13 protein-coding genes and 1 tRNA gene are annotated in these 14,735 nt (G+C 40.0%); all 14 read right to left on the bottom strand.

From position 1 onward, the window contains the following. Positions 1 to 45 precede the first annotated feature (45 nt). Positions 46 to 117 (bottom strand) — tRNA-Arg (locus tag ADH54_RS00650). A gap of 66 nt (positions 118 to 183) precedes the next feature. Beyond that, a complete protein-coding gene (locus tag ADH54_RS00645) occupies positions 184 to 1,170 on the bottom strand; it encodes a GMP reductase (protein ID WP_049523419.1) in 987 nt (328 codons plus the stop codon). Positions 1,171 to 1,344: 174 nt separating this feature from the next. Next, positions 1,345 to 2,661 (bottom strand): McrC family protein, encoded by a 1,317-nt coding sequence (locus ADH54_RS00640; RefSeq protein WP_049523418.1) that lies wholly within the window; start codon positions 2,659 to 2,661, stop codon positions 1,345 to 1,347. Continuing rightward, the gene (locus ADH54_RS00635) at positions 2,648 to 4,369 is read right to left on the bottom strand and encodes an AAA family ATPase (protein ID WP_049523416.1); all 1,722 of its coding nucleotides are present in this window, start codon (positions 4,367 to 4,369) and stop codon (positions 2,648 to 2,650) included. The genes ADH54_RS00640 and ADH54_RS00635 overlap by 14 nt, the downstream gene beginning before the upstream one ends. Positions 4,370 to 4,533: 164 nt before the next feature. Further along, positions 4,534 to 5,313 (bottom strand): L-threonylcarbamoyladenylate synthase, encoded by a 780-nt coding sequence (locus ADH54_RS00630; RefSeq protein ID WP_049523414.1) that lies wholly within the window; start codon positions 5,311 to 5,313, stop codon positions 4,534 to 4,536. Between the two features lie 27 nt (positions 5,314 to 5,340). Next, positions 5,341 to 5,934: a 3-isopropylmalate dehydratase small subunit gene (gene leuD, locus ADH54_RS00625; protein WP_033681709.1), complete on the bottom strand. Its 594-nt coding sequence runs from the start codon at positions 5,932 to 5,934 to the stop codon at positions 5,341 to 5,343. A 9-nt stretch (positions 5,935 to 5,943) separates the two neighbouring features. Further along, complete coding sequence (gene leuC / locus ADH54_RS00620; RefSeq protein ID WP_049523412.1) at positions 5,944 to 7,326, bottom strand: 3-isopropylmalate dehydratase large subunit; 1,383 nt, start codon at positions 7,324 to 7,326, stop codon at positions 5,944 to 5,946. Positions 7,327 to 7,329: 3 nt separating this feature from the next. Continuing rightward, positions 7,330 to 7,599 (bottom strand): DUF1294 domain-containing protein, encoded by a 270-nt coding sequence (locus ADH54_RS00615; RefSeq protein WP_049523410.1) that lies wholly within the window; start codon positions 7,597 to 7,599, stop codon positions 7,330 to 7,332. Further along, positions 7,596 to 8,633, bottom strand: coding sequence for a 3-isopropylmalate dehydrogenase (leuB, locus tag ADH54_RS00610; protein WP_049523408.1), 1,038 nt, complete (start codon positions 8,631 to 8,633; stop codon positions 7,596 to 7,598). The genes ADH54_RS00615 and leuB overlap by 4 nt, the downstream gene beginning before the upstream one ends. 11 nt (positions 8,634 to 8,644) lie before the next feature. Next, positions 8,645 to 10,207: a 2-isopropylmalate synthase gene (locus ADH54_RS00605; protein WP_049523406.1), complete on the bottom strand. Its 1,563-nt coding sequence runs from the start codon at positions 10,205 to 10,207 to the stop codon at positions 8,645 to 8,647. Between the two features lie 314 nt (positions 10,208 to 10,521). Beyond that, complete coding sequence (locus ADH54_RS00600; RefSeq protein WP_049523404.1) at positions 10,522 to 11,178, bottom strand: MmcQ/YjbR family DNA-binding protein; 657 nt, start codon at positions 11,176 to 11,178, stop codon at positions 10,522 to 10,524. Positions 11,179 to 11,221: 43 nt separating this feature from the next. Beyond that, positions 11,222 to 11,854: a copper homeostasis protein CutC gene (locus ADH54_RS00595; RefSeq protein WP_049523401.1), complete on the bottom strand. Its 633-nt coding sequence runs from the start codon at positions 11,852 to 11,854 to the stop codon at positions 11,222 to 11,224. Positions 11,855 to 11,944: 90 nt separating this feature from the next. Further along, the gene (locus ADH54_RS00590; protein ID WP_001223806.1) at positions 11,945 to 12,304 is read right to left on the bottom strand and encodes a YbaN family protein; all 360 of its coding nucleotides are present in this window, start codon (positions 12,302 to 12,304) and stop codon (positions 11,945 to 11,947) included. 105 nt (positions 12,305 to 12,409) lie between these two features. Further along, the gene (gene topA / locus ADH54_RS00585) at positions 12,410 to 14,497 is read right to left on the bottom strand and encodes a type I DNA topoisomerase (RefSeq protein WP_000179659.1); all 2,088 of its coding nucleotides are present in this window, start codon (positions 14,495 to 14,497) and stop codon (positions 12,410 to 12,412) included. Between the last annotated feature and the right edge of the window lie 238 nt (positions 14,498 to 14,735).

Raw genomic sequence — 14,735 nt, 5'->3', positions numbered from 1 at the left:
GATAAAGAAAAAAGCCCTATTAAAGGCTTTTTTAGGATGTTTACATCCACCCTGAGGGAATCGAACCCCCATCTCAAGAACCGGAATCTTACGTGATATCCATTACACTAAGGGTGGAAACTTGTTTTATTATAACAGAAATTTGCTCTAATAACAAGTTTTTTTCTAGTGAGATAGGCCGTCTTAGTGGGAAGCATCCCCATTCCAGATAGAGTTTTTCACGATTACATAATCAACGTGTTTAAGGTCAGCAACCTGACGTCCACCTGCATAAGAAATAGCACTTTGAAGGTCTTGTTCCATCTCAGTTAAAGTGTCTTGCAGATGACCTTTGGCAGTAAGCAAGATGCGTTTGCCTTCCACATTTTTGTAAGCACCTTTTTGGTATTGAGAAGCTGAACCGTAGTATTCTTTGAACTGTTCACCGTCAACTTCAATTGTTTTCCCTGGACTTTCGATGTGTCCTGCAAAGAGGGAACCAATCATAACCATGCTGGCACCGAAACGGATAGACTTGGCAATATCACCGTGAGTACGAATTCCTCCGTCAGCGATAATCGGTTTACGCGCAGCCTTAGCACACCAGCGTAGAGCAGCTAACTGCCAACCACCTGTACCAAAACCAGTCTTGACCTTGGTGATACAAACCTTACCAGGACCAATTCCGACCTTAGTAGCATCCGCACCAGCATTTTCAAGTTCACGCACAGCTTCTGGTGTTCCCACATTTCCTGCAATAACAAAAGTATCTGGCAATTCTTTCTTGATGTGTTGAATCATAGAAATCACGCTATCCGCATGACCATGGGCAATATCAATCGTGATATACTCAGGAGCATCAGCCTTGAGCTGGCTGACAAAATCATACTCATAATCCTTAACACCGACAGAGATAGAAGCAATGAGACCTTGATCGTGCATGCGCTTAATAAAAGGAATACGTCCTGCCTCATCAAAACGATGCATAATGTAGAAGTAACCACCTTTAGCCAGTTGCTCTGCTACATTTTCATCCAAAATCGTCTGCATATTAGCTGGCACAACAGGTAGTTTAAAGGTGTGCTTTCCTAGAGTTACACTTGTATCCGCTTCTGCACGGCTTTTAATCACACATTTATTTGGAATCAATTGAATATCTTCGTAATCAAAAATTGGAAATTCATTTAACATATCGATGTCTCGTTTCTTTTGTAATGACCTACCTATGCTCTCGCATCACTACGCCTTTTCCGACGTTTCCTTAATTTATTATAAACCAAAGTACAGTTTTTGTCAAATAATTTTATAAATTAAAATATATCGTTCGGATTTTACTTGTATAAATAACAAAAGAAAGAGGAGAAATTATTTTCTCCCCACTTCTTTAGTAATATTACTTTTAAATATTTCTTCGGAGTTTTCCATCATTTCACAAAATTCACGATAGGATGAAGAGTTCTGAGGAATTTGGATAGACCATTTCTTCAACAAAGCTCCATAACCTGCTAGCTTTCCTATCTCATTATCGATAACCTTGTACTTGCTCGGAAAAACAAGACCAGCCTTCTCAGCTTTTAAAATATAAGAATAGGAAATCAGCTGGAATAAGTCCTCACGGTTTATTCCTTTTTCAGTATCTTCAAGCTTTTTATATTTAGCGTCTAACACAATTTTTAAATCTCTATTATAGAAATCTGGATAAACTTTTCGTTTCCCATCAGAAAATACTAGGATCCCTCCTTTCTTTTCTTTATTCCGAGGATGTAAAAATCCTTTTGATAACAAAGTATGAACATACTCTTCCCAAAACCAGGAAACATCAAAAAGAATACCATGAATTTTTTGATCTTGATATCCTAAACCGTGCTTTTCTTGGTTTAGAATCATCAGACAAAGTTCTTGTAACTTTCTGTACTCGTTAAAGTATGCATGACGTATAGGTTTAGATTGATTTCCCAAAATAATCTTAACACGATCAGCTAGTTTATAAGAGGGCGTTACACGCACAATTTCAGCTACGTTTTCACGACTAGTTGAGAGATTATCTAGTACCCCTTGACCAATGCTTTTCTGGTTCTTAATGTATTCAATAGTGTGACGAATCAACTGCATGAGGGGATTATCATAGGTGAACTCTCTCGTTGTGTAGGCAATATTTCCCGTGAAAGGAAGGTTTTTCTTGAGATGGTTTCTTACATCAATCACTCCCTTAACATGACTGTCGTTATGAGAAAATCTCTGGTATTCCTTATAAAGACCTTTTCGGAGAGCAGCTTGAAGATACTTGGGAAAGAGATACATCAAAAGTTGATAGAGTTTATCTTCACGCGACAAAGCTACATCTAAACTAGTGAGATTGATATGAAGAACCTTGTGTAAGAGATAATGCAAAAAATGGTCATTACTCTCATCAGAAAAGCGAGAGGAAATCGTTAATCGTTCCTGACCACACCCCAGAAAACCAATCACATTTCCAGTCTTGATTTTCTGATTAACTGTTTCAAAGATTTTTTGGTCCTTCTCTAAGTCAGGAGAATTCTTCAAATCATTTGGAAAAATAAAGATATTGTCCTCTTTAGAAAGATTATCCAGTGTTCTATCAAGAACTGCTTGACTTAGTTTGGGATATTCTGCGACAAAGTCTTCCTTAGCAATTCTATGCTGATTATCAGTGATCCGCATTATTATCACCAGTATCTTGGGGTTCTGTTTGCCCATTATTTGTCAGAACAAATGCATTTTTCAATGTCTCCAGAGTTTCATCCTCTTCATAAGAACCCCGTAAGTAATCTTTCAAAAGCGGTTTGAGGTAATCAGACCAGAATAATTCATAGTCAAAATCTACATCCTTCAAGTTAAGGAAATAACTCGGCCCGATATGATAATGACTGTTTAGCTCCTGAACATTTTCGATAGCAGCATTTAAGTTTCGTAAACGTTTTTTCGCTTCTTCTGCTTTATCACCAAGAGTAGTATCGAGCATACCTAATTGGCTTTCAGCAGTAACTTCAACAAAACGGAAGCGACGACGCATAGCAAAATCAAAGGCGTCCACTGAGCGGTCAATATCATTCATAGTTCCGATGATATAGACATTTTCAGGGATATAAAATTTCTCATCAGTCTCATGTAAATTAGCATACTGGGTAGAAACACTTCCTTTTTCACCACGATAGCCAGGATCAATTGAGAAAAACAGTTCTCCAAAAATCTTAGAAATCTCACCTCGATTGATCTCATCAATGATGAATACAAAGTTTTTCAATTCATTATCTATTTCTATTTTTTCATCCTGAATACTCTCATTTTCTATCTTTTTATAAAGTGTCAAATAATATGAATATTCTTGGGTTACATTTTTTTTATTAAAAAACTGAGTTATATCTTTAACTTGTTCAAATTTAAATCCTGAAGTTAACATTGCTTCAATATCTTGAATTTTCAATTTCGCTTTTTTTGATATCTCATTTCCAGGAATAGATATATAAATGTAGTTTTCATCAATTTCTGTAATAAAAAAAGACGAGTTACCTGTTGTATATAATTTATCAGACGGAAACTCCATACTAGAAAAATATTTTGAAATCTTTGCTGTTGATTTTTTTTCCTTTTCTAATTCAACCTTATTTCTATGTGAATAGATCCAATTTTTCTTTGCTCTCTGACAAAACTTCTTAAAAATACCATCTTGTAATTTAAACTCAATAGCTCCATCCCCATTTGATACCGGTCTCAACCCCTCTACAAAATCCGTATAATCATAGGAAGGGTGAAACTGTACAAAGCCGATTTGGTCTTCGTTGCCATCCGTTAATTCTTTAGCGATTTCTTTAGCAAGATAAGTTTTTCCTGTGCCAGGAGCACCACGAAGGATGAGGTTTTTGGATTTACTTAATTTATCTAAATAATCGTTAATATTTTTATTCATAACAACCTTCTCTATATTTTTTATGTATGTACCATTTAGAATAGATTTATATAAATTGATACGTTCTAAATTTCTATCCCAGTTGATGGTTTGTCTTGTACCTTTTTTACCTTGGTATTCCCATCCACCATCTACTTTCAACCAATTAACACCAATACAATGTTTAAACTCTGTTTTTGTTTCATCAAAGTAATATGTTTTCACACATTGTCCAATACCAAAAATTTTGTTAAATCCTGAGGTAGCTATTATATAATCATTTATTTTTATGTCATGTGCAAACTTCCAAATAAATAAATTTCTCTGCTTTCCTTGCTTCAATTCTTCAGGATTATTGTAATCTAAAATATTAGATAAATTAGAATCAAAATCTATACAAGCTATATTTTCTTCTTTAAATAAAGTCCAAACTTTTCCACCTCCTCCTGCAACTATCATCCAATAATTTAATTTTTCTTCCATTTTGTAGCTCCATTTTCATATTATAGGCTAGTTAGTATTTAATATTTCAACCCCCTATTTCACATATAGAATATCACATCTATATAAAAAAGAAAAGAATTTCTAAAGAAAAAGCCTAATGTAGAGTAGGGTATTCCCACTTAACACTAGACTTCTTTTTTATCTTAATAATACTCTCCCTGACGGTAGTCCCATGAGTTAAAGGTGTCTGACAGGTGCATCATGATTTTATCAATGTCAAGCCCTTTGCGGATTACAACTGGAGCTGGTGAAGTTGAACGTGCTCCTCCTTGTTCTGGGATGAGTTTGCCGTCTTTATCAACCATAGAGACCATCACACCTTGCTCGTAGCGAGTTTCAATCGTTTTGTCTGGTTGGATGGATGCCACATAGTCATCTGCCTCGATAACAAGGTCAACAGCTCCTTCGATGCGTTCTCCGATACCTTCTACCTTACCACGGTTTCCTTTTCCAGATGGATTTGCAGATGAAGCGTAAACCATTTTGCCTTCTTCCCAAAGTTTGGCAGCCAATTGTTCACCAGCTTTCCCAAATTTGATAACAAAACAGCTAGTGCCACGCACATCAGTCATCAGTTCTTCACGGCCATCACCGTATGATTTCAGTTTTTCAAAGGCTTCTGGTTTCCAAGGTAGGATACAACCAAGAAGAATGTCTTCATCCCAATGTTTTTGGTAGAAGGCTTCAATTTCTGGGTTGAGTTGTGCTAAGGCGCGAAGCTCATCCATGCTACCACAGAGAACAACACCTGGTTTGTTACGGTTACGTTCTTTGGCTTCAAACTTACGTTCAAGACCAGCCTTATCGCTAGTCATGATGATGTAACCAACTTTAGTAGGGCAAACAATACAACCGCCCTCACCTTTTAAAATATCATAGCCTTCTTGTGAAAGTGTTCCGTTCCATTGAATGTGTTTTGTCATAGTTCTATTTCCTTTTCTATTTTTCTTCTAATCCTGCCAGTAGGCTGGTCGTTGTTTTTCATAAGCAGCAATCAAATCTTCATACTGCAAGGTAATACCGATATCATCCAAACCATTTAAGAGCTTGTGTTTCCACTCGCTATCGATTTCAAAAGTGAATTCTCCAATTGGTGAGATGATTTTTTGTTGTTCCAAGTCCACAGTTACCTGGTCACTTGGTTTTAGCTGGGCTAGTTTCTCTCGAACCTCTCTGGGCTGGACAATAGGCAACATGCCATTATTGAGTTCATTATTGTAATGAATGTCACCGAAAGACCCTGCAATCACAACCTTAAAACCATAGTCCGCTAGAGCCCAGGCTGCATGCTCCCTCGAAGAGCCTGCACCAAAGTTATCCCCTGAGATGAGAATACTGGCTTTGCGATATTCAGGTCGGTTAAAGACAAAGTCTGGGTCCTCAGTATACTTGTCATCCAAATAACGCCAAGCATACATGAGGTACTTACCAAAGCCTTTTTTATCAATTAACTTGAGAAACTGCTTGGGTAGGATTTGGTCGGTGTCGATGTTATCATTCATGAGAGGAACGGTCGTTCCCGTATAAACTGTAAATTTCTCCATATCCTCTCCTTACTGGGCTTCTGGCATTTGCCGAACATCTACGAAACGCCCTGCGATAGCTGCTGCTGCTGCCATGGCTGGACTGCAGAGATGGGTCTTAGCACCAAAGCCCTGTCTGTCTTCAAAGTTACGATTGCTGGTTGAGGCGCAGTGAACGCCATCTGGAACCTTGTCAGGATTCATCCCTAGGCACATAGAGCAACCTGGGTCTCTCCACTCAAATCCAGCATCTAGAAAGACCTTGTCTAAGCCCAACTTCTCAGCAGCTCGTTTGACAGGACGAGAGCCTGGGACTACAATAGCCGTTAAGTTGGGGGATATTTTCTTCCCTTTAACAAATCGCGCAGCCAGTTGCAAATCGCTGAGACGAGCATTGGTACATGAACCGATAAAGATATAGCCTAGTTCAATATCAGCTGGCTTTTGACCAGGTTCTAAATCCATGTAATTGTAGGCACGTTCATCATTCATATCCTTAATTTCTGGGAAACTACTGTCAAAGTCAACGCCCATAGCAGGATTGGTTCCCCAGGTCACCATGGGAGCCAAGTCTGAGACATCCATCTGGATAACTTTATCATAAACGGCATCCTCATCACTGACAATTGTTTTCCAATCCGCCACAGCCTCTTCAAAGTCCTCTGGAACACATTCTCTTCCCTTGAGATAATCATAGGTGGTTTGATCCGGATTCATGATTCCCATCTTGGATCCAAACTCGATGGACATATTGCAGATGGTCATTCGCTCTTCCATGCTCAGTGCATCAATAGCTTGTCCCCGATATTCCACCACATAGCCAACACCACAGGCAACGCCGTACTTGGCAATCAAGGCTAGAATGAAATCCTTAGAATAAACTCCTTTTTGAGGAACACCAGTGAATTCTACCAGCATTTTCTTGGGTTTGACCTGCCAGAGTGTCTGGGTAGCGAAGACATGCTCAACCTCACTAGTCCCAATCCCAAAGGCGATAGCTCCAAAAGCTCCGTGAGTAGCCGTATGACTGTCTCCACAGACGATGAATTTTCCTGGTTGGGTCCGTCCTGTCTCTGGACCAACCATATGAACGATCCCCTGTTTTTCAGAACCGTGGGCCGCATGTTCAATCCCAAACTCCTCAACATTTTCAGCCAGCTTATCAATTTGAGCCTTAGAAATCACATCTCGAATATCGTAGATATTGACTGTCGGGACATTGTGGTCAAAGGTTCCAAATGTCAAGTCTGGTCGTCTCAATCTGCGTCCTGCATCTCGTAATCCTTGAAAAGCCTGAGGACTGGTCACCTCGTGGATATAGTGCTGATCCACATACATGAGTTGCGGCTGCCCCTCTTCTCCTGTGATGACATGACGGTCCCATAATTTATCAAAAATCGATTTTCCTGCCATTCATTACCTCCAAATAACATATAAGGCTACTAGTGTGGACACCATCCCGAGAAACCAAACTGTTTTAAAATACCATTTTCGAGTCTTGTGGTGAAAGATGATTCCTGCCAAACAGGCACCAAAACCACCACAAGTAAAGGATAAAATGAGTAAGATTTTCTCTGGGATGCGCCAAACTCTTCTCCTTGCCTTAGATTTGTCAATGCCATAAATCAAGAAAACCATGACATTCCAAATCAAAAGGACTAGAGTAATTCTTTCGTCTAACTTCATAACCTTGCAATAATAGCTTCTGTCATTTCCTTAGTCGAAGCCTGTCCACCTATATCTCTTGTTAAAATACCAGCCGCTAAACTAGCTTCAACAGCACGCTCAATACGCTCTGCATCCTCATAACGACCAAAACTATCTCTCAACATCATGGCCACTGATAAAATCATGGAGATAGGATTTGCAATGCCTTGACCAGCAATATCAGGTGCTGAACCGTGAATAGGTTCATAGAGACTTGGTCCATTTTCAGAATGACTGGCTGATGGCATAACTCCAAGTGTGCCAGATAGAACGCTTGATTCATCCGAGAGAATATCTCCGAAAAGATTTTCTGTCACGATGACATCAAACTTAGCAGGATTGGTAATCATGAGCATGGCAGCTGAGTCCACCAACTGGTGCTCCAAGGTTACATCTGGAAAATCCTGTGATACCTTCTCAGCTACTTTCCGCCAGAGTTTTGATGTCGCTAGAACATTTTGCTTATCGATACTAGTAACGATTTTTCTGCGATTTCTTGCAATTTCAAAGGCCTTGCGAATAATCCGCTCTACTTCCTCATAGCTATAGTCGTTGATATCACGCGCTTTGCGCTCTTCAAGGATATGATCTCCAAAGTAAATCCCGCCTGTCAACTCACGCACCACGACAAAGTCTACACCAGCAATTCGTTCTGGTTTGAGAGGTGACAAATGCTTAAGACTCTCAAATATTTTAACCGGGCGAATATTAGCATAGAGATTGAGTTCCTTACGGAGAGCCAGCAAGCCTTGTTCAGGCCGAACCGTTGCACTATCATACCAGGGACTACCGATAGCCGCTAGGAGAATGGCATCTGCTTCTCTACTTGCCTTGAGGGTTTCATCAGGTAAGGGATGCCCTGCAGCATCAATACCTGCACCTCCAAAAGGTCGTCTGTCTATTTCATAGACAAAGCCTGTTTTTTTAGCTAGAGCCTCCAGAACTTCTAAACCAGCCTCCATGATTTCTGGGCCAATTCCGTCCCCTGCTAGAGCTACTATTTTCTTTGTCATAGCCTTCTCCTTTACACACTAGGCATGTCGCGATAGGAAACGCTACGTCCCATCTCACCAGCATTCTCTTTTTGAACAAAGGTATTAGCATTGATGTAAGCAATAGCCGAAGCCTTCAACACATCGAAATCAAGACCTGCTGCATTAAATATGGTTTCTGTATCTCTGTTTTCAACAGTGACCAAGACCCGAGCCTGGGCATCAATTCCATCTGTCACAGCATCAATGGTATAGGACACCAAACGGACAGATTGGTTAAAGAACTTATCGATAGCGTTAAAGACCGCTTCAACAGAACCTTGTCCTGACGCGTTGAACTCGACTTTCTCACCATCCATATTAGCCAGGCTAACAAGCGCTTCAATGTCATTATCTGCATGGGTTTGCAGTTGTAAATCATCAAAGTGGAAGCCTTCTGGGTTTTCAACCATGGTTCCAGCTACCAGAGCACGAATATCTGCATCTGTGATTTCTTGCTTCTTGTCTGCCAGAGCCTTGAACTTAGCAAAGAGTGGTTTGATATCCTCTTCTGTAAAATCTAGGGCCAATTCTCTTAGTTTCTCAACAAAGGCATGGCGACCTGACAATTTTCCAAGCGGAAGACTATTACTCTTAACACCAACCAATTCAGGGGTGATAATCTCATAAGTAAGAGGATTTTTAAGAACTCCATCTTGGTGAATACCAGACTCGTGAGAGAAGGCATTGCCACCAACCACAGCCTTGTTTTTAGGAACTGGAATTCCTGAGAAGCGAGAAACCATTTCTGACGTATTGATGGTCTCATTTAGGACAATACTGGTTTCTGCTTGATAGTAATCTTGGCGAATATTGAGAGCAACTGCAATTTCTTCCAAGGCAGCATTTCCAGCTCGCTCCCCAATACCATTGATAGTCCCCTCAACACGTCCTGCCCCATTCTTGACGGCAGCAAGGCTATTAGCCACTGCCATTCCAAGATCATCATGACAGTGAGGTGAATAGATGATCTGACGATCCGTCTTGACATTCTCAATCAAGTGTTTGAAGATAGCTCCATATTCCTCTGGTGTGGTAAATCCTACCGTATCAGGAATATTGATATAAGACGCCCCTGCATCAACCGCTGTTTGAACAACTTGCAAGAGGAAATCCAACTCTGTTCTAGTCGCATCCTCAGGAGAGAATTCGACAATCTCAAACTTAGAACGGGCATAGGAAACATGCTCCTTAATAGCTTCCAAAATCTCTTCCTTGCTCTTATTGAGCTTATACTTGCGGTGAATGGGACTGGTAGCAATAAAGACGTGAACTTGTGGATACTTGGCGTCCTTGAGAGCCTCATAACAAGCATCAATATCAGACTTGACAGAGCGTGCCAAACCAGTCACCGCTGTTTTCTTCAAGACCTTAGCAATCTCCTGCACTGCTGTGAATGAATCAGGACTCGCCGCTGGAAAACCAGCTTCTATGGCTGAAATGCCCCATTTCTCCAGCTGTCTTGCAATGGCAATTTTTTCCTTGATTGAAAAATTAACGCCCGGTGTCTGTTCTCCATCCCGAAGGCTGGTATCTAGAAATTCAACTGTTCTCATAAGATTTCCCCTTTTCCAAATGTGGTTTTTAAAAAAACATCTCGCTTAGAAGTCCAAGCGAGATGCTGATTCACTCCCGCTTGGTAAGCCAAACAGGACTAATGCTTTTTGCACTAGCCCGAGTACCTCAACAACAAAGCAAATTGATTAAACTTAGCTGTTCTCATGTTTGACTTTCTCCTTCGTTTGATATCTTGTTTAGTATTTTAGCACAGGCAAAAGCACTTGTCAAGAAAAAATCAAATATTTTCTGAAAATTTCTTCAGTATAGAATATTTAGCTAATTGAAAGTTATTGAAAACCCTTGAAATGTTTCATTTTTTAGAAGTTAAATTCCAACTTTTTTCAAACAATTCTAGGACTGCTGAATCTGACAAAGTATCATCAAAAGCCACACTAATCCAGTAGCGTTTGTTCATATGAAAAGCTGGATAAATGCCCTTTTGTGAAAGCAGGTCCACTACTTGATCATGTTTGAGGTTGACTGCTTCGACTAGATCTTCTCTACCCTTTTCCAGCTTATCCCAAGAGATTCTCATCAAAACAGCATACCATTTTTTATTGCCTTCGTGTCTTAACACTGCTGTATCAGGCGATTTCTCCCACAAATACTCCAACTGATTACCATACTTTTCCTGAATCTGAGCCATGATACGCTTAGTCTGAGGACAGATAAAATCTTGTACATCAAAACAAGCCTTCCGAATCTGGTAAAGAATCTCCAGACAAGCCTCACGGACACTTGCAACAAAACTTCCTGTCATACTTTCCATATGAACTTGAGGATAGAGGTCACCCGTTTCCTGGTCAAAGACTTGAAAGCTCACATTATCAGCAGTGATAGACACAGTCATGATAAAATCACCCTGCAAAATATGGCAACTATAAGTCCAGACTCCACTATTTTCTACAAAACCATAGGCACGAGCCTTTTCTTGATTAAACTGATAGGATTTAAAAATTTCAAACATAAGTGAAAACTGCTACCAAAAGCTAGCAGTTCCTTTCTATTTTTTAAAAGACAACCTTAGTACCATGCAATTGTGTTACACCCAGCTGGTCGATAAAGGTTTGACGGTTGTCAAGGTCAATCCCCCCACCTGGTAGAATTTCAATTTTGCCTTTAGCGTGCTCCAAAATTCTGTGATAGTGATCAAAACGTTTTTCTAAGGAGTCACCAGACACACCAGCACGAGTCAGGATACGGGTGACACCTGCTTGGTTGAGCCAGTCAATAGCTTCTAACTGATCTTCTTCGCTCAATTCATCAAAGGCCATATGAAAGACAATTTCCATTCCTTTTGACGCAGCAATTAACTTTTCAAGATTAGGCTTATCCAACTTTTTGTCAGCAGTTAAAGCACCAAATACAACTCCTTGACTTCCAGCCTGAGCAGTCATCCGAATATCTTCTAGCATAATAGCAATTTCTAGTTCATTATAGACAAAATCGCCACCACGTGGACGAATCATGGTCATAATGGTTGTATCGTAGTTAGCTGCCAGTTCAACTGCTGCCTTAGTCACTCCATAGCTGGGTGTTGTCCCACCAACTGCAAGATTATCACAGAGTTCGATTCGACGAGCTCCATCCTCTATCGCTTTTTCAAGCAAGGTCACATTTTCAGCACAAAATTCGTAAATCATTTGATTCTCCTTGAGTATTACTTTGAATTTATTATATCATATTGTTGTGAATATGCTTTCATTTATATCAAGGAAAACAGATACTATTTTTTACTCTTTGTCTGGAATGACCTTGAAGAGATAATAAGTGATAAAGATGGTCAAGGCTCCCAGACCGATTTTGACCGGTAAAAGAGGGGCAAAATAAATAGAAATCCCCATCAAGATATAGATAGATACGATGATTTTTTTCTTACGTTCACGCGCAATAGACTTAGTCTCGCGAAAATCAGCTACATATGCTTGATAGAGTTTTGTATGATACAACCAATCTTCGAAACGCTTGGAACTTCTGGAGAAACAAGCAATAGACAACAAAAGGAAAGGCGTTGTAGGCAACAAGGGTAAAACAACCCCAACAATAGCCAAGGCTAGTGATAAAAAACCAATAATTAGATAAACAATACGCATAACTTCTCCTAGTTAAAATAATCTTCTTCTAGTTTCGCATAAAATGATGAATTTTGTCAAGTTCTAACCAAAAAGAGCCTGAAATTCACTTTCAGGACTCTCCTCTTATTTAATCTTTTCTTCCTCGTAGTCACCCTTGCTACAAACAACCTGCTTGCCACCACCACGGACTTTTTTCTCCATGAGGAAGTTGCCACATTTTGGACAGTCACGACCAACAGGCTTATCCCAAGAGGTAAATTCACATTCTGGATAGCGATTGCAACCATAGAAGAGGCGGTTACGTTTGGTTTTACGCTCAATGATTTGTCCCTGATGACAACTTGGACACTCAACACCAATCTCTTTCACGATTGCTTGGGTATGACGGCAATCTGGGAAATTGCTACAAGCGTAGAACTTACCAAAACGACCAAGTTTAATGACCATTGGACTGCCACACACTTCACAATCAAATCCAGCTGGTTCATCCTTAATCTGGATTTTTTCCATTTCTTCTTCAGCCTTGGCGACTTCTTTAGAGAATGGTTTGTAAAAGGCATCAATGACACGTTGCCACTGCTCTTTTCCGACTTCGACATCATCCAGTTTTCCTTCCATTTCAGCCGTGAAGGTCACGTTTACGATATCTGGGAAATATTCAACGATGAGCTTGTTAACAATTTCTCCCAACTCTGTCGGTTCAAAGCGTTTGGCTGCAAGGCGAACATAATAACGTTTCTGAATAGTTTCAATGGTCGGTGCGTAGGTTGACGGACGTCCAACCCCATTTTCCTCCAAGGTCTTAATCAATGTCGCTTCAGAATAACGAGCAGGCGGTTGAGTGAAATGTTGCTCTGGTTTGCTATTGACCTGCTTAACCACATCTCCAACAGCCATATCTGGTAACATCTTATTCTTATCAGAATCATTATAAATAGCAAGATAACCATCAAACTTAACCTGACTACCATTGGCAGCAAATTGGACCCCATTTTGAGACAATTTAACAGCCATGGTATCAAAGACAGCCGCTGTCATCTGACTCGCTACAAAACGATTCCAAATAAGAGTATAAAGCTTGAGCTGATCCTTGTCCAAATACTTAGCAATACTTTCAGGTGTATTAAAGACACTAGACGGACGAATCGCCTCGTGGGCATCCTGAGCTCCTGAAGCATTTTTGACCTTGCTACCATGCTTAGAATACTTGCTACCAAAACGGTCTGTAATGAAACTTGCTGCTTCATTTTGCGCCACTGGACTGATACGAGTCGAATCGGTACGCATATAGGTAATTAAACCTTGCACACCAGAACCAATATTAATCCCTTCATAGAGCTGTTGGGCAACCATCATGGTTTTTCGAGTACGGAAATTGATTTTATTGGCAGCATCCATCTGCATAGATGAAGTAGTATAAGGTAAAGGAGCATTGCGTTTGCGCTCTTTCTTATCTACCTGATCTACTGAAAAATCTTTGCTAGTCAGACGAGACAAGACCTCCTTAACCTCGTCATTGCTGGTCAGTTTCAGCTTTTTGCCATCTACTCCATAGAAGGATGCCTGAAATTGCTTGGTTCCCTTTTTAAAGACGCCATCAATTGTCCAGTATTCTTCTGGCTGAAAAGCATTGATTTCATTCTCACGATCAATGATGAGTTTAAGCGCAATGGACTGTACGCGCCCTGCTGATAAGCCCTTCTTGACCTTCTTCCACAAAATAGGCGAAATCGAATACCCGACCAAGCGATCCAAAACACGACGAGCCTGTTGGGCATCGACCAAATCCATATCAATCTTACGAGGTTCTTTAAAAGCATTTTTGACCGCATCCTTGGTGATTTCATTGAAGACCACACGGTTGGCATCATTTTCATCCAAGTTGAGAATATGGGCCAAATGCCAAGAAATCGCTTCTCCTTCACGGTCCGGGTCACTCGCCAGAAAGACTTTATTAGCTTTTTTAGCTTCTTTTTTCAAGTCATTGATGAGAGGGCCTTTTCCTCGGATATTGATATATTGCGGTTCATAATTATTTTCAATATCGACGGACATACTGGATTTCTTCAAATCACGGATATGCCCGACACTGGCTAAAACCTTGTAGTTTCTGCCTAAATATTTTTCAATCGTCTTGGCCTTAGCAGGCGACTCCACGATTACTAGATTTTTTTTAACTGTTGATTTTTTCTTTTTTGTTGCCGTAGCCACAGTATCACACCTTTTCAAAGTAATAAACTTTATAAAGTGTAAACCATTTTGCCATAACTGTCAAGACTTAGCTCCTATATATAGAAGAAAAGTTGGTTTAGAAGGAAAAAATAGTGTTCTATAATGAAGTTAGCCACCCAGCCCTCCTAAAAATTAGATGGTTCAACTAGCTGATAGCTAGTCTTCGATTTCATTTGACAAAACAGCTTCAAGGGTTCCTCTTACCAAATGAAAGCTA

The sequence above is a fragment of the Streptococcus pseudopneumoniae genome, from assembly GCF_001072315.1.
Lineage (GTDB): Bacteria > Bacillota > Bacilli > Lactobacillales > Streptococcaceae > Streptococcus > Streptococcus pseudopneumoniae_R.
The sequence above is the reverse complement of the archived record's forward strand: the minus strand, read 5'-3'. Positions and strand labels throughout refer to the sequence as shown.

What these genes read in the sequence shown, in the direction of transcription:
- ADH54_RS00645 (WP_049523419.1), bottom strand. Translation starts at nt 1,170, where the DNA reads ATGTTAAATGAATTTCCAATTTTTGATTACGAAGATATTCAATTGATT.
- ADH54_RS00640 (WP_049523418.1), bottom strand. Translation starts at nt 2,661, where the DNA reads ATGCGGATCACTGATAATCAGCATAGAATTGCTAAGGAAGACTTTGTC.
- ADH54_RS00635 (WP_049523416.1), bottom strand. Translation starts at nt 4,369, where the DNA reads ATGGAAGAAAAATTAAATTATTGGATGATAGTTGCAGGAGGAGGTGGA.
- ADH54_RS00630 (WP_049523414.1), bottom strand. Translation starts at nt 5,313, where the DNA reads ATGACAAAACACATTCAATGGAACGGAACACTTTCACAAGAAGGCTAT.
- leuD (WP_033681709.1), bottom strand. Translation starts at nt 5,934, where the DNA reads ATGGAGAAATTTACAGTTTATACGGGAACGACCGTTCCTCTCATGAAT.
- leuC (WP_049523412.1), bottom strand. Translation starts at nt 7,326, where the DNA reads ATGGCAGGAAAATCGATTTTTGATAAATTATGGGACCGTCATGTCATC.
- ADH54_RS00615 (WP_049523410.1), bottom strand. Translation starts at nt 7,599, where the DNA reads ATGAAGTTAGACGAAAGAATTACTCTAGTCCTTTTGATTTGGAATGTC.
- leuB (WP_049523408.1), bottom strand. Translation starts at nt 8,633, where the DNA reads ATGACAAAGAAAATAGTAGCTCTAGCAGGGGACGGAATTGGCCCAGAA.
- ADH54_RS00605 (WP_049523406.1), bottom strand. Translation starts at nt 10,207, where the DNA reads ATGAGAACAGTTGAATTTCTAGATACCAGCCTTCGGGATGGAGAACAG.
- ADH54_RS00600 (WP_049523404.1), bottom strand. Translation starts at nt 11,178, where the DNA reads ATGTTTGAAATTTTTAAATCCTATCAGTTTAATCAAGAAAAGGCTCGT.
- ADH54_RS00595 (WP_049523401.1), bottom strand. Translation starts at nt 11,854, where the DNA reads ATGATTTACGAATTTTGTGCTGAAAATGTGACCTTGCTTGAAAAAGCG.
- ADH54_RS00590 (WP_001223806.1), bottom strand. Translation starts at nt 12,304, where the DNA reads ATGCGTATTGTTTATCTAATTATTGGTTTTTTATCACTAGCCTTGGCT.